Source organism: Haloferax elongans ATCC BAA-1513 (genome assembly GCF_000336755.1).
In the GTDB taxonomy this organism is placed as follows: domain Archaea; phylum Halobacteriota; class Halobacteria; order Halobacteriales; family Haloferacaceae; genus Haloferax; species Haloferax elongans.
This window is the reverse complement of the sequence record NZ_AOLK01000024.1, coordinates 74,259-94,832: the sequence shown is the minus strand read 5'-3', so window position 1 is coordinate 94,832 and position 20,574 is coordinate 74,259. Positions and strand designations below refer to the sequence as shown.

General features: G+C 57.0%; 20 protein-coding genes and 1 pseudogene. 10 read left to right on the top strand and 11 right to left on the bottom strand.

The window, feature by feature from the left end; translation table 11 throughout:
• Window positions 1–48: 48 nt before the first annotated feature.
• Window positions 49–861, top strand: coding sequence for an ABC transporter permease (locus C453_RS18440; protein WP_008326961.1), 813 nt, complete (start codon window positions 49–51; stop codon window positions 859–861).
• Window positions 858–1,685: an ABC transporter permease gene (locus C453_RS18435; RefSeq protein ID WP_008326959.1), complete on the top strand. Its 828-nt coding sequence runs from the start codon at window positions 858–860 to the stop codon at window positions 1,683–1,685. The genes C453_RS18440 and C453_RS18435 overlap by 4 nt, the downstream gene beginning before the upstream one ends.
• Window positions 1,686–2,128: 443 nt before the next feature.
• Here the strand turns inward: C453_RS18435 and C453_RS18430 are convergent, their stop codons facing one another.
• Window positions 2,129–3,097 carry a M29 family metallopeptidase gene (locus C453_RS18430; protein ID WP_206536616.1) on the bottom strand — a complete coding sequence of 323 codons (969 nt, stop codon included), beginning with the start codon at window positions 3,095–3,097 and terminating at the stop codon, window positions 2,129–2,131.
• Between the two features lie 360 nt (window positions 3,098–3,457).
• Between C453_RS18430 and C453_RS18425 the strand changes: the two genes are divergently transcribed.
• On the top strand, window positions 3,458–4,039 hold the full coding sequence (locus tag C453_RS18425) for a VOC family protein (RefSeq protein ID WP_008326956.1): 582 nt from the start codon (window positions 3,458–3,460) through the stop codon (window positions 4,037–4,039).
• Window positions 4,040–4,185: 146 nt separating this feature from the next.
• Here C453_RS18425 and C453_RS18420 read toward each other — a convergent pair whose 3' ends face one another.
• The gene (locus C453_RS18420) at window positions 4,186–4,941 is read right to left on the bottom strand and encodes an ABC transporter ATP-binding protein (protein WP_008326954.1); all 756 of its coding nucleotides are present in this window, start codon (window positions 4,939–4,941) and stop codon (window positions 4,186–4,188) included.
• Window positions 4,942–5,177: 236 nt separating this feature from the next.
• On the opposite strand from C453_RS18420, the gene C453_RS18415 reads away from it, so the two are divergent.
• From C453_RS18415 to C453_RS18405, 3 genes are all read left to right on the top strand, one after another.
• On the top strand, window positions 5,178–5,948 hold the full coding sequence (locus C453_RS18415; RefSeq protein WP_049907888.1) for an IclR family transcriptional regulator: 771 nt from the start codon (window positions 5,178–5,180) through the stop codon (window positions 5,946–5,948).
• A gap of 1,019 nt (window positions 5,949–6,967) precedes the next feature.
• Window positions 6,968–9,112, top strand: coding sequence for a catalase/peroxidase HPI (gene katG / locus C453_RS18410; RefSeq protein WP_008326950.1), 2,145 nt, complete (start codon window positions 6,968–6,970; stop codon window positions 9,110–9,112).
• Between the two features lie 196 nt (window positions 9,113–9,308).
• A complete protein-coding gene (locus C453_RS18405; protein WP_008326949.1) occupies window positions 9,309–9,563 on the top strand; it encodes a hypothetical protein in 255 nt (84 codons plus the stop codon).
• Window positions 9,564–9,745: 182 nt separating this feature from the next.
• Here the strand turns inward: C453_RS18405 and C453_RS18400 are convergent, their stop codons facing one another.
• Window positions 9,746–9,940 carry a cold-shock protein gene (locus tag C453_RS18400; protein ID WP_007540843.1) on the bottom strand — a complete coding sequence of 65 codons (195 nt, stop codon included), beginning with the start codon at window positions 9,938–9,940 and terminating at the stop codon, window positions 9,746–9,748.
• Window positions 9,941–10,284: 344 nt separating this feature from the next.
• On the opposite strand from C453_RS18400, the gene C453_RS18395 reads away from it, so the two are divergent.
• On the top strand, window positions 10,285–12,093 hold the full coding sequence (locus C453_RS18395) for an SLC13 family permease (protein WP_008326948.1): 1,809 nt from the start codon (window positions 10,285–10,287) through the stop codon (window positions 12,091–12,093).
• Window positions 12,094–12,141: 48 nt separating this feature from the next.
• Here the strand turns inward: C453_RS18395 and C453_RS18390 are convergent, their stop codons facing one another.
• The 4 genes from C453_RS18390 to C453_RS18375 form a co-directional block, all read right to left on the bottom strand.
• Window positions 12,142–12,804, bottom strand: coding sequence for a TVP38/TMEM64 family protein (locus tag C453_RS18390; RefSeq protein ID WP_241430793.1), 663 nt, complete (start codon window positions 12,802–12,804; stop codon window positions 12,142–12,144).
• Between the two features lie 106 nt (window positions 12,805–12,910).
• Complete coding sequence (locus tag C453_RS18385) at window positions 12,911–13,705, bottom strand: xylanase/chitin deacetylase (protein ID WP_008326946.1); 795 nt, start codon at window positions 13,703–13,705, stop codon at window positions 12,911–12,913.
• 490 nt (window positions 13,706–14,195) lie between these two features.
• Window positions 14,196–14,504 carry a HalOD1 output domain-containing protein gene (locus tag C453_RS21035; RefSeq protein ID WP_008326945.1) on the bottom strand — a complete coding sequence of 103 codons (309 nt, stop codon included), beginning with the start codon at window positions 14,502–14,504 and terminating at the stop codon, window positions 14,196–14,198.
• Between the two features lie 7 nt (window positions 14,505–14,511).
• Complete coding sequence (locus C453_RS18375) at window positions 14,512–15,312, bottom strand: TrmB family transcriptional regulator (protein WP_008326944.1); 801 nt, start codon at window positions 15,310–15,312, stop codon at window positions 14,512–14,514.
• 392 nt (window positions 15,313–15,704) lie between these two features.
• On the opposite strand from C453_RS18375, the gene C453_RS18370 reads away from it, so the two are divergent.
• On the top strand, window positions 15,705–16,505 hold the full coding sequence (locus C453_RS18370) for a TrmB family transcriptional regulator (protein WP_008326943.1): 801 nt from the start codon (window positions 15,705–15,707) through the stop codon (window positions 16,503–16,505).
• A gap of 74 nt (window positions 16,506–16,579) precedes the next feature.
• On the opposite strand, the gene C453_RS20510 is transcribed toward C453_RS18370, so the two are convergent.
• Entirely contained in the window at window positions 16,580–16,738 is a 159-nt protein-coding gene (locus C453_RS20510) for a hypothetical protein (RefSeq protein ID WP_169316556.1), read from the bottom strand.
• 322 nt (window positions 16,739–17,060) lie between these two features.
• Entirely contained in the window at window positions 17,061–17,210 is a 150-nt protein-coding gene (locus tag C453_RS20540) for a hypothetical protein (RefSeq protein WP_193788087.1), read from the bottom strand.
• Between C453_RS20540 and C453_RS21155 the strand changes: the two are divergent.
• Window positions 17,142–17,291, top strand: a pseudogene (locus C453_RS21155) (DUF7342 family protein); the annotation flags it as partial. The gene C453_RS20540 and the pseudogene C453_RS21155 sit on opposite strands and share 69 nt — an antisense overlap.
• 597 nt (window positions 17,292–17,888) lie before the next feature.
• Window positions 17,889–19,034 (top strand): Fic family protein, encoded by a 1,146-nt coding sequence (locus C453_RS18360; RefSeq protein WP_008326939.1) that lies wholly within the window; start codon window positions 17,889–17,891, stop codon window positions 19,032–19,034.
• 176 nt (window positions 19,035–19,210) lie between these two features.
• Here the strand turns inward: C453_RS18360 and C453_RS18355 are convergent, their stop codons facing one another.
• Entirely contained in the window at window positions 19,211–19,732 is a 522-nt protein-coding gene (locus tag C453_RS18355; protein ID WP_008326937.1) for a hypothetical protein, read from the bottom strand.
• On the bottom strand, window positions 19,722–20,336 hold the full coding sequence (locus C453_RS18350; protein WP_008326935.1) for a DUF7437 domain-containing protein: 615 nt from the start codon (window positions 20,334–20,336) through the stop codon (window positions 19,722–19,724). Before C453_RS18350 ends, C453_RS18355 begins: the two co-directional genes overlap by 11 nt.
• Window positions 20,337–20,574 lie beyond the last annotated feature (238 nt).

Sequence of the window (20,574 nt, the reverse complement as noted above, 5' to 3'; positions counted from 1 at the left end):
TGGGTTCGAGCGAGCAGAACAGTGCGGTATCGTCGAGGGAGAGAGACTATGAAAACTGAATCGACAAACAGGAGCGAGTTCGGGTCCGTTCCAGAGGGTGTCAAAGCGGCTGTCGGGGTGCTCACTCGAAGCTCACCGGTCCTCGCTCTCTTGTTCCTCTGGCAAGCACTCGGATTCGTCGGGGCGCTGCCGGTGTACGTTCCCGCGCCGACGACTATCGTGAACCACCTGTTTGTGATGTTCGCGGAGGGGACGCTCATCAAGAACGCGTGGGCGACGCTTCAACTCGTCTACGTAGGGTTCTTTGGGGGCGCTGCACTCGGGATCGTCCTCGGCGTCCTCACGGGTCGAATTACCCTTTTCGGGCGATTGTTCGACCCACTCGTCTCGATGACCTATCCGATTCCCAAGATTGCGTTGTTCCCCATCTTCGTGATTTGGTTCGGTATCGGGTTCATGTCGAAGGCGATTGTCGTGTTCCTCGCCGCGTTCTACCCCGTGTACATTCACACGTTCGACGGGGTTCGAGGCGTCCCGGAGCTTCACGTTTGGTCGGCGCAGAACTTCGACGCGTCGCGGTTCCAGATTCTCACGGAGGTCGTCATCCCCGACAGCCTCCCGCAGATTCTCTCGGGGCTGCGCGTCGGGCTCGCGCTCGCGTTCATCGTCGTCTTCTCGGCCGAACTGATTCAGTCCGACCTCGGTCTCGGACAGCTTGCACTGCAGGCCAGACAGTTCAACAACTACGAACTCATGTTCAGCTCAATCTCCGTGATTGCGTTGTTCGGGGTCTTCCACGACCGCCTGCTGCTTTTGATTCGTCGCCGACTCCTCTACTACCAGGAGGGTGACGAGCGATGAGCGTCCAATCTCGCGGTGAAGCGTGGTTCAGTCGCCTGAACGACTGGGCGGAACAGACGACGTTCCCGATTGGATACCTCTCTATCCTCGGGTTGCTCGTCCTCTGGGAACTCGGCGCGCTCCTCGTCACGTCGTCGTTCGGCCCGCCGCTCATCCCCCGCGTCGAGGTCGTCGCAGTCCAGCTATACACCATGCTCGTCACCGAGGGCACCGCGTACTCGGACATCTTTGCGACTCTCTTCCGGGTGTTCGTCGGCTTCACCGCCGCCATCGTCGTCGGGATTCCAATCGGGCTGTGGATGGGCTCTGACGACCGCGTAGAGTTCGTTCTCGACCCCCTCATCAGCACGCTCTACCCGATTCCACGCATCGCGTTTTACCCCTTGCTCCTCGCCATCCTCGGCCTCGGACACGCGCCGAAGCTGGTCATCATCTTCATCGAGTCGCTCATCCCCATCCTGCTCGGCTCGTACTACGGGGTCCAGAGCGTGAGCAAACTCCACATCTGGTCCGGCAAGAACTTCGGTGCCTCTCGCACCCAAATCTTCCGCGACATCGTCCTCCCCGCGAGTCTCCCCTACATCTTCTCGGGGATTCGGATGGCGATGCCTATCGCGCTCATCGTGACTGTCGTGACGGAACTCGTCGCGTCCAGCCAGGGAATCGGCTATCTCATCATCAGAGCACAGGGGTCGTTCGAGTACGAGACCGTGTTCGCGGGCGTCGTGCTCATCTCGATTCTCGGGATTGTCTTCGACCAAATCCTCGCACGCCTCCGCGGACGCCTGCTCTTCTGGGCGGGCGACGTCAGTATCGACATGTAACCTCGCTGCGCGGCCCTCTTTTTTCTCCGTTTTCCGTCTGTTTCGCGTGGACTCGCCTCTCCCTCCTGAGAGGCCGTACTGTCGGTTTCTCCGAGCAGCCGACCATTCCCTCGTCTCGTGTTCCAGCGCCCCAGTCGTGACCGTGTGGTGCTGTCTCAGCGTGTATGCGTTCACTTCGGGTCTGCCCCACACGAAGTGCGCGCACACTCAGCGCGGAGGACACGAACTGCGCGTACACTCAGTGCTGAGGCTACACGGCAACGGCACGTGCCAACCCGACCGGAAACAGCACGTGTCGAGGCTCAAACCCAACAGTACGGAATTCGTGGCTAAAGCCGCCGTCGGCGGTGAAAATAGTGTGTCGCGTCTTCAGACGAACCGGTGTTCGTGCTACCCGTGACTACTTCGTCGGCGGTGCGGCGCTGGCGGCTCTACGGTTGCGATTAGACGATGTCTTCGACGACGGTGCCATCTTCGACGACGGGCGTCCCGTCGAGGTAGACGGTACATCCCTTCTGTGCGATGTCGTAATGGCACGGCGCGTACCGGTCGATGTGCGTGTTCGGCCCCGTGCTCCAGAGCATGTTCCCGGACCAGACGCGACCCTCACTCGCGCTGACGCCCGTCTCGTCGGGCTTCCGGTCGTGAAGTGCCATGTCGTAGAACTTCCCGTGGGGGTTCAGCCCCCAGCCGAAGTGACTCGTCGCGAAGACGTCGCGGTCGTCGTAGCTCTCCATGTGGCCGCGCATCAGTTCGGCGTCGCCGCCCTCGCCGTTGATTTCGACGATGTAGTTGTCTTCGATGACGCACTCGATAGCCGAGTTCACGTAGTCCGCGAACGGAACGACATTGTAGTCGCCGGGCGCGATGACGATGGTTCCCTCGACGTTCGTCGGGTAGTTCGACACCATGTTCTGCCCCCAGACGTCCCACTTGCCCGGCGTGTCGACGAAGCCGTAGGAGTCGAACGCGGTGTCCGACTCGACTTGCATCGTCACGTCCGTGCCGTGGTCGGACGTGATACGCATCTCGTCGGTCTCGGCGAGGAGTTGGCTGTGTTTTTGCACCTTCTCCTTGACCGCCTGTGCTTCGTCTTCGGTCCACGGCATGAGACGACGGAGGTAGAACGGTTCGCGAGCACCGACCCGGAGGATTCGGGTTCCGGAATCGCGAATCTCCGTCCGCTCCGGTACGTGGATGAATCCTTCGAGCGTGAAGTCGAACACCATATCCGCGTTCTTGCACGCCTCGACGGGACCTTCCGGCAGGCGGAGCGTGCCACCCTGTCCAGTCGAGATTTCCGGACCAACGGAGTTGCGTCCGTACTCGGGAACTTGTACCTCGAAAACGTCGGCGCCGAGGTCTTGAGCGGCCGCAAATCCCGCTCCGACGTACTCCCTGGGACTCTTCACGTCTGTGACCAATGCAACGGTCTCTGAGTCGTTTACCTGACAATGCTCCATCTGCCTCCGGAACAGAGGCACTAGTAGGCCTGCTTTCTCCATACGCACCGTTACAGACTGAGAGAACGATAAAAACTGTTGCGGATGTTACTTGATAACTTACATTTCGGCGTAGAGTTTCAGGCGAACGATGTCTGGTCGAAACGACTGTGGAGGCTCTGTCTACGCCGAGTATCTAGTCGGTGTCTCCCAGTTTGCCGAAAGGGTGGTGGCTTGGGTGGCAAGTGCTACAGGCGTCCTCTTGTCATGCTAGTGTGTCTCTGCCAGAACCGTAAGCTAGTTAGCAATGGGCGTAATCCTCAGATTCGTATGGTTGTCGAGAACATGGGCTTAGACCATATAGCCATCAAAGTACGCGACATCGACGAGTCCGTTGCGTTCTACCGAAACGTCCTCAACATGGAGGTTTCAGACCGCATCGGAGACAGCGTTGCATTCCTTCGCACGCCGAGCGTCGCAGCACAGGCACAGCACCACGAAATGAACATTACACAGATGTCCGACGCCGAACTCGACGTGCTCGAAGAGCGCGGCGAACTCGACATCGACCTGCACGACTTCGAGGAGGAACTCCCCGAGGACGGCCCGCCGATGCTGCCGACGACTGGGCCGATTTACCACATCGCGTTCGAGGTTCCCAACTTCAAGGCGCTCAAGGCCGCTGAAGAGGGGCTTCGCGAAATCGACCACCCGATTTATCGCGGTCCCGGTCGGCACGGTCCCGGTGACAACTTCTTCCTCTACTTCCCGGACCCCGACGGCTACCCAATCGAACTGACTGCGAACATGGAGGACGCACCCGAGGAAGGTGGCAAACCCGCTCGCCGGTGGCCGAAGAACGAACACACGTGGAACGTGTGGACTGGCTCTGAAGAGCTGAAAGAGGAATAGCGGCACAGCCACCGTCTCGTCGGAATCGACGGGTATCGACGTTTTTCTTCGCAGTACTCGACCGCTGCTGGCTCCTTTCACACAGTTACGCGTCTCGAATTCGAGCGTCTCTCACACGATGGCGCTTGCCGAAGTCTGACCGCTGTTCACACCGTCACTTCTTCTTGAATCATTCCCCAGAGCTGTTGCCGGAGTTCGGTGAACGTCTCCGTCTCTCGGATGTCGCTTTCCCGCGGACGTTCGAAGTGCTCGCTCACGTCGATGATTGACTCCACGCTGCTCGGTCGGGAACTCAGCACGACGATTTTGTCTGAGAGGTACAGCGCCTCGTCGATACTGTGGGTGACGAACATACAGGTCTGTCCGGTCTGACTCCAGATATCGAGCAGTTCGTGCTGCATCATCTCTCTCGTCTGCGCGTCGAGGGCACCGAACGGCTCGTCCATCAGGAGGACAGAGGGGTTGACGGCGAGGACACGCGCCATCGCGGCCCGCTGTTTCATGCCGCCGGACAGGGAGTTCGGATAGGCGTCTTCGAACCCCGACAGTCCAATCATCTCGATGTACTCTTCTGCCTCTCGTTCGCGCTCTTCTTCTCCGACGCCGAGCACCTTCATGCCCCACGTGATGTTCTCTTTGATGGTCATCCACGGGAACAGCACGCTCTCTTGGAACACCATCCCACGGGACGGGTCAGGGGACGTTACCTGTTCCCCGTTTACCGTAATCGTCCCGGATGTAGGTTCGATGAACCCGCCGAGCATGAACAGCAGTGTACTTTTCCCACAGCCAGATGGGCCGAGGACGCTCACGAAGTCTCCTTCTTCTATCGTGAGCGACACGTCGCCGACTGCAACGACGTCTTCGTTGTACACCTTTCGAACCGAGTCAATCTCTATCATGCCTCTGCTGCGGATGAGGTGGTACTAGTATTTAATCCTCATGGAGAATTCGGCGACTTTCGCACGCTGAGTCCGGTGTCTCACTGTTTTCCATAACGAAACCTTGCCTTGCACCTCCGGCGGCTTGCCGCCGACTGAAGCAACTCAGTATGGGGCGTCCATGGTCTATGTTATTGTGTACCATTCTTCGTTCGGCAATGCGAAACGGTGAAGTAGCACGGATTTGAATGTTAACTATGAGCACGCACGCGGATGTTCCGGTCAAGTCCATCGCGCGGATGGCGGAGTTACTTCGGACGCTTCAACTACTCGATGGGGCTGGTGTGTCCGAGCTAGCCCGGGAACTCGACGTTTCCAAGAGTACTGCGTACAACCACCTGAAATCACTCGAAGAGTACGGATACGTCGTTCAAGAAGACGACGTCTACTACGTCGGACTCGGCCTGCTCGACCACGGGGAGTACGCTCGACAGCGGCAGCCCGGATACCAGTTAATCCGACAGAAGGTCCGAGAAGTAGCCGACGAAACGGGTGAGCTATGCCAGTATCTCGTCGAGGAGCACGGGCTCGGCGTGTTCATCGTTCGGGAGTCGGGTGACCACGCGGTCGAGACGAGTACGCGAATCGGAAATCGCGTGTATCTCAACCACGTGACCGCTGGAAAGGCCCTCCTCGCGTACCTGCCCGAGGACCACGTTGCGGACGTTATCGACCAACACGGTCTGCCTGGAAAAACCGAGCACACCATCACCTCGGTCGAAAGCCTCCAAGCCGAACTCGAAGCGATTCGCGAGCGTCGGTACGCCATCGACCGGGACGAGCACCTGAGGGGGCTGTACGCTATCGGTGTCCCCGTTCGACTCGACGACGGACAGCCCATCGGTGCGATGAGTGTCGCTGGCCCCGCCAATCGAATCAACCACGAGCAGCGGGCCGAGGAGATTGCGCAAGTGCTCTTGGAGAAAGCGAACGAAATCGAACTCACGCTCAAGCACTCGTCAGTGTAGTCGTGGTCGGCCACTGTTTTCCGATACCGAACGCAGCCGGAACTCCGGACAAGTCTCCGGAGTAGGAAACATGACGATTCTACACGGAGGATCTGCTCTGGATACAAAATACATCTTGATGCATGACTAATACACCTAGATGACAAGTAATCGCATAGTTCGGGGTGTTCGGTATTGAAAAACACCACTGGAAGTTACACTTATCGCTGGTTTGTTTTGGACGTTACATTCGTACTCTTGTAATGTCTGTCGGGCTTTTTCATACACCTGCCAGGCGGGCGGCGACTTGATTCGAAATGGACATAATATATGGAATTTTACATAGAAAATATCTGCGGACACACTTATCCTGGCGGACTCTGCTCTTGCATGAAAATAACAATAGTATTTTGAAAAGTTGGGTGGTCTAGACACCCCGTCTGTGTATGTCTGCTCACAAACTAGCTCTAAAACACTATGGCAAATGTGTATCCTTGTCTTGAGTGGCCAGTACCCGAGAATATCGGACTATTTGTTTCACAACCTAATATTCGACAAGCCGATTTTTAGCATACATTGAAGCTGACACAGCATTATGGTGTTGCTTAGTTAGAACAATATTGAATAGAGGTTGAACAGATATTTAAGGTAATTTATTCATTTTATGATTTCTAAATAATGGTTTACTACGTCGTTTATGTGTTGGTTGCTACCAATAATCAACCCAGCGAGCTTCTCCACCACTAACCATCAACAAACCACCAGCACCACTGGAAGATTCTACTCTGCTTGCAGTGGTGGCTTGACACCGACGATGGCGAGCCGCCGGCTACATCGGGCTTCCGTATACGGATTCGACCGCGGTCAATCCTCCGGTATTGGACTCCTTAGTCGGGCTGGGACCGCCGAGTCATACGAATCCTTGTTGGCCGTACTCGCACGACCGATATTCACAAATACAAAAGATTGCTTGGGCTGTGACGAAGACTTCGTTTTCGAATTAGACAATCTTATCACCCAAAAGCAACAATCGTTCGTCTATGAATGGGTCTAACCAAGACTGGTGGCCGAATCAGTTGAACTTGGATATTCTCGACCAGAACGCCCGCGACGTCAGTCCGGTGGGCGACGACTTCGACTACGCCGAGGAGTTCGAGAAACTCGACCTCGAAGAAGTGAAGTCGGATATCGAGGAGGTGTTGACGACGTCCCAGGATTGGTGGCCGGCGGACTACGGGCACTACGGGCCGCTCATGATTCGGATGGCGTGGCACAGCGCCGGTACCTACCGCACCAGTGACGGTCGCGGCGGTGCATCCGGTGGGCGACAGCGCTTCGCCCCGCTCAACAGTTGGCCCGACAACGTCAACCTCGACAAGGCACGTCGCGTGCTCTGGCCGGTCAAGCAGAAGTACGGCCAGAAACTCTCGTGGGCTGACCTGCTGGTCCTGGCCGGAAACGTCTCCCTGGAGTCGATGGGATTCGAGACGTACGGCTTCGCCGGCGGACGCGAAGACGCCTTCGAGCCCGACAAGGGCGTCGACTGGGGTCCCGAAGAAGAGTGGCTCGGTGACGAGCGCCACGACGAAGCGGGCAACCTCGAAGGCGACCTCGCCGCGGACCACATGGGTCTCATCTACGTGAACCCGGAGGGCCCCGGCGGCGACCCTGACCCGGAGAAGGCGGCAGAATACATCCGGCAGTCGTTCAAGCGCATGGCGATGAACGACGAAGAGACCGTCGCGCTCATCGCCGGCGGCCACACCTTCGGGAAGGTCCACGGCGCTGCGCCCGACGACCACCTCGGTGAGGACCCGGAAGCGGCACCCATCGAACAGCAGGGCCTCGGCTGGGAGAGCGACTTCGTCTCCGGCAAAGGTCCCGACACGATTACGAGCGGCCTCGAAGGTCCGTGGACCGACGCGCCGACCGTGTGGGACAGCGGCTTCCTCGACAACCTGTTCGAGTACGAGTACGAACTCACCAAGAGCCCCGCCGGTGCGTGGCAGTGGACGCCGATTGACGAAGAGGCACAGAACACCGCGCCGGACGCGCACGACCCGTCGAAGAAGCAGACTCCGATGATGCTGACGACGGACCTCGCCCTCAAGGAGGACCCGGACTACCGGGAGATTGCCAAGCGCTTCCACGAGAACCCCGACGAGTTCCAGGAAGCCTTCGCGAAGGCGTGGTACAAACTGACCCACCGCGACATGGGCCCACCGGAGCGCTTCCACGGTCCAGAGGTCCCGGACGAGGAACTGATTTGGCAGGACCCTCTCCCCGATGCTGACTACGACCTGATTGGCGACGAAGAAATCGCCGAGCTCAAAGAGGAGGTTCTGGCCTCGGACCTCTCGGTCTCGGAACTCGTCAAGACCGCGTGGGCGTCGGCGTCGACGTACCGCGACAGCGACAAGCGCGGTGGCGCGAACGGGGCTCGTATCCGTCTCGAACCGCAGCGCAGTTGGGACGTGAACGAGCCGGAACAACTGGAGACAGTGCTTTCGACGCTCGAAGGCATTCAGGAAGACTTCAACGGCAGCCGGTCCGACGACGTTCGGGTCTCGCTCGCCGACCTCATCGTCCTCGGTGGGTGTGCGGCCGTCGAACAGGCGGCAGCGGACGCTGGCTACGATGTCGAAGTTCCGTTCGAACCCGGTCGCACCGACGCAACGCAGGCACAGACCGACGTCGAGTCCTTCGAGTGGCTCGAACCGGACGCCGACGGGTTCCGCAACTACCTCACCGACGGTGACGAGCAGGACCGCTCGGCGGAAGAACTGCTCGTCGACAAGGCTGACCTCCTGACGCTGTCGGCCGACGAGATGACCGTCTTGGTCGGCGGCATGCGCGTGCTGGACGCCAACTACCAGGACTCCGACCTCGGTGTCTTCACCGACCAGCCAGAGACGCTGACCAACGACTTCTTCGACGTCCTGCTCGACATGCGCTACGAGTGGGAACCCGCCTCGGAAGACGAGGAGGTCTTCGAGATTCGCGACCGCGAGACCGGCGACGTCGAGTACGAGGCGTCCCGTGTCGACCTCGTCTTCGGGTCGAACGCCCGACTTCGCGCTATCGCCGAGGTCTACGGCGCTGACGACGCAGAAGAGCAGTTCGTCCACGACTTCGTCGACGCGTGGCACAAGGTCATGACCCTCGACCGCTTCGACCTCGAATAAGCGTCGAGCACTCCGTTCGACGCCTTCGGCGCTGTCGCGGCGTTTTTGCTATTTTTTGTTGTCTCCGCTGTTTCGCGGTCTCTGTTGTTTCGCTATCTCCGCTGTTTTCGCTATTCCCGGTGTCGACTCTGTCTTCTCTCGTGTCTAGATTCTGGCTGATACGGGGTGTTAACCCGGTATGGACCCAATGACAAGCATGTCGAACCACGAGGCTGCTTTCGAAATCGAATCTCCGACGGACGCGACTGCGACTCGTCGTATCTTGGCGCACGCCTACGACACGATTCGAGAGGAATCGCGCACTGTCCGAGACGGGACGGAAGACGCAACTGAACTCCTCAATTCGTTCGAGGCACTCCGAGATGCGGTGCAGTCTCAATCTCCGGGTCGGTTGACTATCACCTACCGCAGTTTCGACGAGGAGTTCGATTCGTCGGAATCTCGCGACTGAATCCGCGTCGTCCCACCGGTTTTTTCTCTCAGTGCTGGATATACTGTTAGCTGTCTCACCACTCTGAACACTTATCGGCCGGAGACTCACGTTCTGAAAATAGCTGTTGCTCTCGAAGGTTTGGGTACAAGAGAAAACGTCGTTACACAGTGTCGCCCGTTAGGCGACGACGTGAAACGTGCTTACGTCCGAAGGACGTTCTTCGCGCGAGGGCCCTTAGGGGCCTGTTCGATATCGAATTCGATTTCCGTCCCTTCCGTAAGATCGTCGCCGCCAACGTCTTCCATGTGGAAGAACACGTCGTCGTCCGAATCGTCCGTCGAGATGAAACCGTAGCCGCCAGTGTCGTTGAAGAAATCAACTTTACCGTTTGCCATTACAACTATACACAAACCGAACACACGGTTAATACTTCCGCATTTGTTTTCTAAAATCTGAATTGGAAAAACGAAAACGAATAAAAGAGGTTAATATCTGGATATTTGTCTACCTCGGTGGTTCTAGGTGGCAGGTGCATCTGATTCAGCAGAATGAACCAGTGCTTCCGATGAATCGGTAGTTCGAACTGGACGAAGTTCGCCGTTCGTGACGTTCGGTCCACATCCAGGTGGTCGGCGTGGATACCAGCCCTTTTGGGTTGCAAGCATCACCAGTCTGTATGCCCTTTTCTTTACCATCTCTGGTGGGCCAGTTTTTGGTCTCTACGCCCCTGACTGTCGAGATGCTCGTCGTTTTCGCGCTCATCCTCCTCGCGCTCGTGCTCTTTGCGACCGAGTGGTTCCCAATCGACGTCACCGCTATCTTGCTGATGGTGCTCTTGATGGTTCTCGAACCGTGGACACAAATCTCTCCGCGGGAGGGAATCTCGGGGTTCGCCAACCCGGCGACGATTACCGTTCTCGCCATGCTCATCCTGAGTACTGGCGTCAACCGAACCGGTATCGTCCAACTCATCGGCCGCAAGATGGCGGCGTTCGCTGGCGCCGACCGACGCAAACAACTCGCTGCGACGGTCGGTATCACCGGCCCGGTCTCGGGTGTCATCAACAACACGCCGGTCGTCGCGATTCTCGTCCCCGTTATCAACGACCTCGCACACAACGGCAAGACCTCGCCGTCGAAGCTGCTGATGCCACTGTCGTTCGCGTCGATGCTCGGAGGGACACTCACGCTCATCGGCACGTCGACGAACATCCTCGCCAGCGATATCGCGGCGCAAATCGGTGCGGAATCGCCCGAACTCGGCTTGCATGCGTTCGGAATGTTCGAGTTCACCAAATTGGGTGTGCTCGTCTTCGCGGTGGGTTCCATCTATCTGATGACAGTCGGTGTTCGACTGCTCCCTGAACGAATCCCTGCCGACGAGGACCTCGTCGAAGAGTACGCCCTCCAAGAGTACCTCGCAGACGTCGTCGTTCCCGCGAACTCGCCGCTGATCGGACAGACAGTTGAGGAGGCGTTGGGAGACGACGAACTCGACATCGACGTGTTGCAACTCATCCGATACGGAGAGCGTTTTTCGGACCCGCTCGCTCGGAAAGAGATTCGCGAGAGCGACACACTCCGACTCAGAACGAATCGGGAGACGCTCGAACAAATCATGGACGCCGAGGGGCTCAGGCTCACTGGTGGCCCGCAGACAGAAGGCGACTTGCATCCCGGGGAAGAAGAACCGGTTCTCGTCGAGGTCGTCATCCCATCGGGGTCGTTTCTCGTCGGCGAAACGCTCGCGAGTTCGACGTTCCGGCAACGCTACGATGCGAACGTCCTCGCCTTTCGAACCCGAGGTGACGTCGTCCGCGACCGATTCGGAGACATCCGTATTCGTGTCGGTGACACGCTCTTGGTGCAGGCACCGCCGGATAGCCTCACCCGGCTCGTCGAAAACGAGGACTTCATCGTCGCCCACGAGTTCGACGAGGTGACCTATCGGAGCGAGAAGATTCCGTTTGCGGCCGCCATCATCGCTGGCGTCGTCGCGCTGCCCGCGTTGAACATCTTGCCAATCGTCGTCTCGGCGCTCGCGGGCGTCGTCGCGATGGTCTTTTCTGGCGTCCTCAAGCCGACGGAACTCTATTCGTCGGTCGAGTGGAACGTCATCTTCCTCCTCGCGGGTGTCATCCCGCTCGGGTCCGCACTTCAGCAGACGGGCGCGGCAGCACTCCTTGGAGACGCCGTCGCCTCGACGGCGACGTTCCTCCCAGCGATTGGTGTCCTCTGGGTGTTCTACATCGCGACTGGGCTGTTGACGAGCGTCATCAGCAACAATGCGAGCGTGGTGTTGATGATTCCCGTCGCTGCCAGCGCTGCCCAATCGATTGGCGCGAACGCGTTCGCGTTCGTCCTCGCCGTGACGTTCGCCGCCTCGACAGCGTTCATGACACCGGTCGGATACCAGACGAATCTCTTCGTTTACGGCCCCGGTGGCTACAAGTTCTCCGACTTCATCCGCGTCGGCGCGCCACTGCAGCTGTTGCTCTCGGTCGTTACCGTCCTCGGCATCGCGTTCTTCTGGGGGGTGCGCGTGTGAGTTTGTCGTGGTGCGTGAGGTTGGTGTGACCGGAGGCCCGCAACACGCTCACCGACTCCGGCCGAGTGAGAGAATCCACTCTTGGTATCGGTAGCCGAGCACCGAGAGCGCGACTAGCAGTACTAACAGTCCAACCATCGACTCGATTCTCGACTCGGCTAACTCTCCTCCTGCGACGTTCACAATCAAGAACGCGGGGAGCCGACCGACGAATGCGAGTACGACGAGTGTACGAATCCGGATGAGCGAGAGCCCAGCGATAAAACAAATTGCGTCGTCTGGAAGCCCCGGAATGAGAAAGAGAATAAACACTGCCACCACGCCGCGTTCGTCTATCATCGAATCGAATCGCTCGACGATACCCGGGTCGACGACTCGTTCGACGTAGGTACGACCGACTCGTCGCGCGATGACGAAGGCAACGAAGCTCCCGAGTGTAATCCCGATGATACTGTAGAGCGTTCCCCAATAGCCCCCGAAGATGTAGCCACTGGCGAAGCCCATGACCTGTCCCGGAATCGGCGCGACGACCACCTGTAGCGCCTGCAACGCGATGAACACTACGGGAGCAAACACGCCAAACGAGAGGATGAACGCTTTTAGCCGGGAGATATTCGTGAAGAGCCCAACCTGGTCGTGGATGGTGTAGAGTACGACCCCACCGACCGTCACGACTATCAGGAGGTGGACTGCGACGCGTGACTTACTCACATCGGGGTTGAGAAGTGGCATATTACGATGGTCTCTCGACTCGGGGTTTCACATCGCAAAAGCGACGCCTGCAGTACTGTACATGCCCTCTTCGAGGTACCTCATCTCATCTCCACCGCTTGATGAGTAACAGTGACCCGAAGACACCGAGTGCAGCGAGGGCGACGATGGGGCCGAATCCCGGTACTGGCGTACTACTGACATCCGCTTTCTCCTGGACCTCTGGGTCGTTCGGCGCGTAGTCTCGGCTATCGATAACGCCGTCGTTGTCACTGTCGCGAACTTGCGCCTCGGTGTTCACACTCTCGGTTGTAGGGGTAGGTGTTGCTGTGGGAGTAGGCGTCGCTGTGGGGGTTGGTGTCGGAGTGGGTGTTGCTGTTGGGGTCGGTGTTTCTGTCGGAGTGGGTGTTGCTGTGGGCGTGGCTGTGGATGTCGCTTGGTCCATAGACGGTGGCTCGTAGCTCACCTGGATGGTCTGTTCGTCTATTCTGTCACTGGCCCATGGGTCGTGGTCGGTAAAGACGACGCGAACCTCGAGTGACTGCGCATCGAAGCTCTGTACAGAACTATCGGGTATCTGGTAAACGTACGTGAACGGGTCTTCGTTGGGCAGTGTTTCGGTCGTATCCAACTTGACGTCGTTACCGTCCTCTCCGACGAGCGTGACGGTAAACCGGGGTTCGATGTCCGGGTCGTCGTCAGACTCATCATTGCAGCCAAAACACTTCGTGTCTGCGACAATTTCGATGTTAAACGACGACACTGCTCCATCGCCGTCGTTGTCGACTGTGTCGACCACGCTAACCGATTTGATAGATGCCTCGTCTGCGACTACGACCCCGACGGGGACGAGTAACGTGACCAATACGACGAGTACGGCGACTGTACGAGCGTTACCCATCAGCCTACGCTCCCCTCAGACAATTTGGTCAACGGCGGATGTGATGCCCCGTTAGTGTGGCTCCAGACCCGGTGGCTGTTCCCTTCGAAAACGGTTTGTGGGATGCGTGGACTCATTATCTCCGGTTATCCTCTGGGTGTTTCCGTAATTGGCTCGACATATATGAATTCGACATCATTTATCATTAAGATATTTGTTGTCGTCTATCACCCAATGACCGAAACAATGACATAAAATTCACACATAATATCAGAAATTAGTTTTTGAATTGATTTTGAGAAATGTATGTTTCATAGCATGCGTAGTCGACGACACAGCACTCAGCCCTTGGTTCTAAAACGTTCTAGAAGTACACGGACCCGACGGGACTCACGCGAGCGGAAGCGAGTGTGAGGACGTTGGGGGGTGAGCGAAGCGAACGGACCCGACGGAAATACGCCCTCGCGCGTGACGGAGTTGTTTTAATTGATGTATGGGCTGCCAATCTGGCCTAAGACTCTCTCAAATCTTCCATTTGAACGACGACTTCACCGGTATTGTGAATCGTGACTCTCCGGTCGGAAACCGAGAACGAGACAGTCGTCCGGTGTTCGGCTGTTCTCGGTTCCATTGGTTGAACGAGTGCGTCCAATGCATCCAAGTCGATAGCATAGTTCAGCGGCCCGAGTTTGGTCGGGTCGCTATCGGTTGCGATGGCGAGAACCTCAACGAGCGCCGCCGATGGGGTCTCGGTTTCCCAGTCGAACCATGCTCGGATTGTTCCGTCCTCACCGCACGAACCGGTAGAATTTGAAACCATTCACGCCTCAGTCGGCTAGTTTGCCGTCTTCCAGTCGCCACGTGAAGATTGCACGGAGGACAGCGACCAGACTGTTCGTCTCACCCGAGCCCCAGATTGCGGTCTCCGACCGGGGGTCCGACGGGGATGCGTCTTTTCCGTTGACGAGCACGCTCACGAGCGTTTCACTCTCGTCGGCCATCATGACTCTCCCCGCTGGGGTGTCTGACCACAGCCACAGGGTGTCGAACAGCTCCGCCTGTGGGATTCTGTCTCGAATCAAGTCCTGGACCTCCGGAGAGATGCCAGCGAGCCGAATCGAAACGCCTCGGTCTTCGGCGTCGGTTAGTTCGTCGATGATATCTTCTGTGAGAAGTTCCTCAACAGTCATGTAGACGACTTCTTCGTCTGCGGTGCGAATGAATTCCAGTACGCGGTCTGTGACCGCTGGTTGACCGTCTACCGTCCAGACGCCTCGCTGTTCTTGTTTTGGCTCCGCCGGACCAAGTTCTCGCAGTGCCGTCGTCAGGATGTCTGTCCGCCGTTGTACTTCCTGTTCGAACTTCCGACACGTGGTGTCTGCGGACACCACCCAGAACTGCTTGGGAGACGACTGTTGAATGTCGACGAGTCCCCGCTCGTGTAACTCATCGACTGCATCGTACACCCGAGTACGAGGAACGTCAGAGATGTTGCTGACGTCTTTGGCCGTGCCAATGCCAAGGCTGGTGAGCGCCACGAACGTCCGGGCAGCGTACGCGCTGAGCCCAAACTGTTCCAGTTGCTCGATTGCGACAGAACGGGGGTCATCGACCGGGTCAATACTCATTTTGGGGTGCCTCTTTTGTCCCGTAAATTCAGTCACAGTGTGTGACTGAAGCGGCACGTGACAGCTGTGGTTGGGACACAGATTTTCTCTGTGTGCCGCGACTCTACTAGGGTTCTCCTCGCTAATAGGTTTTTGTGATTAACTGAGTGAATTAGTGAGGATGGTGAAAAACATCATTCACACCTTGTGATTCGAGAATTCACTCTCTGTCACTATTAGAATCACAACAATATATTGTAGTATCTGCTATATATGCGTCCTGACAGTGCGGAAAGCGTGTTTTCAATTTTAGAGATACTATGTTTTCACCACTCTCAGTAACAACTGTTATCTGCCTTCCACTGCTAGTTCCTGAAAGACACCGAGACGACTCGGGGTGCGTATTGGGACACATGAGCACGGAGCATCCACAAGAAGACGCTATCGACGTACTTCAGCAACTCGGGTTAAAAGAATACGAGGCCAAGTGTTTTGTCGGCCTCGCGCGCGTTTCGACGGGGACCGCGAAGCAACTCAGTGAAATCACCGATGTACCGCGAACTCGTATCTACGATGCGATTCGCGTGTTGGAGGCACAAGGGCTCGTCGAGATTCAACACACCAGCCCACAGCAATTCCGCGCCGTCCCACTCGCAGAAGCGACTGAGACACTTCGCAGCCAGTACGAAAACCGTATCGAGCGACTCACGAACGCCCTGGAGCAAGCCGAGAAAATCGAGTCAGACGACAAGGGCTCGGTCCAAGAGGTCTGGGCGATGTCCGGAAAGAAGGCCATCGAAAATCGGACATTCAATCTTCTCGATGACGCAGATAGTGAAATCGTGCTCGTCCTCGGAGACGATTCCCTGTTGACCGACAAACTCGTCGCCAGGCTGAACGCTCGCACCGACGACGTTGACGTACTCATCGGAGCGGCAACGTCTCCGTTGCAAACAAAGATTCGAGAGTTAATCCCGGACGCAACGACGTTCGTCTCGGGTCTCGAATGGCTACGCGACGAGAGTGCGCCCTCGGATTCGCTCGCGATTGGCCGCCTCTTGCTCGTTGACCGCTCGACGATTCTCGTCAGTACCCTCATTCCCGAGAGTGGGGAAGAAAACGCAATCTTCGGTGGTGGGTTCCAGAACGGCCTCATCGTAATCTCGCGTCGATTACTCTCTCAGGGATTGTTAGCTAGCAAGGACCCGAATTAACCCACGCTTCGGGAATACTCCACTCAGGCTCCATTCTAGTGTGACTCACCAGCAACTCGATTCGTTCGTCGACGCTACAACACGTCGGTCGGCAACTCGTCTCGATAGGTGTCGATAATCCGGAGGAGCGGCACGATGTCGTCGAAGTGGGGTCCTCTGCTGACGTGGGATTGTTCTCCGCTCGATTCGATGATGCCCATCTGTCTCAGTTTTGGAAGGTGTACGTGGTGCATTCGCAGTTGTTGCTCGTCGGTACGTGGTGGTAACTGAGTGACGTCGAGTGGGGTCTCGTCGGTTGCCACCCCTTTGAGAAGAGCGAGAAGCAGTTGACGCCGCTCGATGTGGTGTATTGCGCTGAGTTGTAAGTCGAACGAAAGTCCACTAGCTACACTGTCCATCTTCGACGAATACTTCGTTGCCAGTCCACCTCAATCCCTCATTATTTCATCATGGTTCTTTTTTTGAGGAACTGGGTGAACGAACGGCACCTCGATATGTGGTCTACTCAACGGACAAGTGTGATATCTGGAAAACATTGACTAAGTCGTTGATGGCTCAGTTTGGAGCAGTGATAGGACCAAGAGTACGGACTGGGAGCAGTCCTACGACGTTGAGACGCCCGGTGAACTTCGAGCGAGTATCGCCGACCTCGGCGACGCCGACGAAGTTGAGACGCGGCGAGAAGTCGCCAGCGAGTGGGAGCACCTCGTTGACTGCGTCCCCGTCGTTCGAGCAGCGCTCAACGAGTACGATTGGGCGACTAGACGAGACCCTATCTCCGTTTGACTAGTTGTGCCTCTCGTGTGACGCTCATTTGCAGATACACTCGTGTCTGTTCGCCGACTGGCTGACGACGTGCTCGTGGGTCTCTGACGCGAGTTCGTCATACAGGCAGCTCAGGCCGACGTAGCCTGTCGATTAGAAGCGGGACGGACCCGACGGGACTCACGCGAGCGGAAGCGAGTGTGAGTACGCCGGGGGAGTGAGCGAAGCGAACGGACCCGGCGGGAATGCGTCATCTCGTGTGACAGAAATGGTTTAATCGGTGCGCTGTCTGGCGATTAGCGAAACAGAGAACTGAGTCTCAGAGCTACCTGAGGACGCTTTCGGCACGCTCGACGATTCTGTCTACAAATTCCGCTTTGACTCAACTCTTTCACGTGGCGAAGCTCTCGTTGTCGAATCTCTTCCTCTCTACTAGACGATAGAGACTCACGCAGCACACTTTGTTTATCCATTCAAATACATGTTTCACAAGCCCTAGTCCCAGTGAATACAATTTCAAATTCTACGGCTTGTTCTGTACATACTGCGTTTCACTCCTGCACTTGTTCAACCAGTATATGAGTAGTTATACATTATCTCCCCATGTACTGCTTAGAAATGCGGACGAAAAAGCTCCCAAAGGAGGCACCGGGGAAGTACGTCGAGTATCATCCACGTCCGTATTACTCACCAGATTCGCTTCCTCCGGATCCAAAAATAGAACTCTCCGACGAGACACACGACCTCGTCGCCGACGCAGCGTACCAGATTGGTCGCGTCGATGGTATCAGTTCGACAGTTGATTTCGCGGCTGTCCTCTACACGACGCTCATCCGAATCGAGGCGGTCGAGTCTGCTCGAATCGAGGGTGCAGTGGTCGATTATCAGGACGTCGCCGCGTTCCACACGAAACACGAAGATAGTGCCGAGGCCGAGCCGCAAAGCAAGGACTTGCGGGAGGCCCTGAACTATGAGGATGCTCTTCTGTATGGTATCGAGCACGTCGAAGGCGGTGGTAAAATCACGCTCGACTTGCTCAAACACCTCCACGAAATGCTCCTCGACGGCGTCCGTAACGAGGGCGACATCGTCGGAGAGTTCCGTGACCACATGGTTCGGCTCAACAGTCCGAATCCAGCCAAAGACCCGTTTATTCCCCCATCAGCGTCGTCGCTCGACCGTCTCATGTCGTCGCTCGTCGAGTACGTCGAGGCAGACGGCGAGTACCACCCACTCGTCGATGCCGCTATTATCCACTACTTCTTCGAGACGGTTCATCCGTTTTCGGACGGGAACGGCCGTCTTGGCCGACTCGTTATCATCCTCTATCTGGTCGATCAGGGCTACATCGAGAGCCCGTACATCTACCCGAGTGCCTACTTCAACCGGCACAAGGTCGAGTACGTCGAGAAGATGCGCGCCGTGAGCGAACAGGGCGAGTGGGTCGAGTGGATCGACTTCTTCCTCGAAGCGCTCCGCTCGCAGGCCGCAGAGTCGTACGACCGGACGTGGGCGCTCAAAGAACTGCAGTCGAAGTACGAGAGAGACTACGCTGGGAGCACGTCGACAGATAGGTTCGCCCGCAAATTACTCGAAGTTCCGTACTTCACGGCGAACGACATCGTCCGGGAACTCGATGTCTCCCGCGGGACAGCGTACAACGTCATCGAGAACCTCGAAGACACCGGCCTCATCGAAGAAGTGACTGGGGCTGAGTGGGGTCAAGAATACAAGGCGGTCGAAGTGTTTGACGTGTTCGAGTGAACGGCGAGATCCATATTTCACGTATCGAGCGAAATCTACGCGAGTTCGTCACACGGGCATCTCAAGTCGCCGTTGTCTGGCGATTAGAAGCGAACGGACCCGACGGGAATGCGCCATCGCGTGTGACAGAATCGTGTTAATCGGTTCGCTGTCGGCCGATTTGATTCAAGTCCTGTTCAAATCACTCGGACGTCGCCACCGTCGTCCATGATGTCGCTTCGACGCACCACGAGAATCGACTCATCGTATCCTTGCTGTTCAACTGCACCTTCTATGGCTGCCGCCGCAATCTTGTCGTCAGTGAGAACGACGACTCGTGGATGACCACTTCGTAGCAATTCGATTGCTAACCCGGCGAATACGGTATCTGCTTTCTCGACTTCGTGTTCGTTCTTGCCAGACCTTCGCGCAATCTCTCTTCGAACGTAGTCCATCGCGACGACTGCATCGGAATCAGTCGGTGACGGTGGATTAATCTTCGTAGCCCACCCTTCCTCGATGGCTGTCTCTACTCGGTCCGCGATGTGCATCGTGCTCAGTTCCTCGACAACACGCTGGGGCACTTGCAAGGTTATCTGATGCCGTGCAGCGAACTTCCGAAGTTTCTGGAACTTTGGATTTTCCGGGCCACCCACAGCGACGAAGAGGTTCGTATCCGCGAGGACGAAGTCGTCCGAGTGGAGGTCACTACTCCCCATCGAACTCCAGTTCGTCAGGGTCAGACGAGATGAGTTGTTCGAAGTATGGATCGTTCTCCCGACCAGCCTCAAGCACGGGTCGGACTGCATAGATGATGGCCATCCCTTCGACTGGTTTGACGTCCATCTCCTCGGCCGCCATTCGTTGGGTGAGTTTTCCAGCGTAGTACTCTGCTGCTGCTCGGACTGCTCTTACGAGTCGCCCGATGCCGTACCGATTGTGGAAGTACTCGGCGTCGTCGTCGAACTCTGTGAGAGCGACTGCGTGGATCAGCGTCGGGGTGATTGCAACTTCGCGGCCGTCGACGAACGCGAACGGTTCTGCGGTGAGTTGGTGGGGGCGTGTGCTCTCGTCGCGGTCGATGACGCCGAGTCGTTCGAGTTGTTCGACGTCGTCGTAGGCCGTTGCACGAGCGAGGTCCAGTTCGTCGATGAGGTCCTGGATGTTTGCTGGCCCGTAGTAACAGAGATAGACGTACTCACGGGCGAGACGTGGGTTCTGCAGCAACGTCGTGGCGGCCAACAGCCCGTCGAAATCGTCGAACGACTGGGGTGCGCCGTCGTCAATTGGGTGGGCATCACCACGGTCAGAGAGGGTGGGCATACTCTAAGTACGAAATCTATGTATTTTAGATTTGTGCTGGCGATACCAGCCCACCGGAATGCGAGTTCGTCACGCTGCGTGACGAAACCTCTCGGTGGAAAAATATGGGATTCGACGGGCACAGCACTCGCTCTTTGGTTCTACACCGTTCCAGAACTGTACGGACCCGACGGGAATGCGTCATCGCGTGTGACAGAATCGTGTTAATCGGGTCGTAGTCTGGCGATTATCGGGTAAT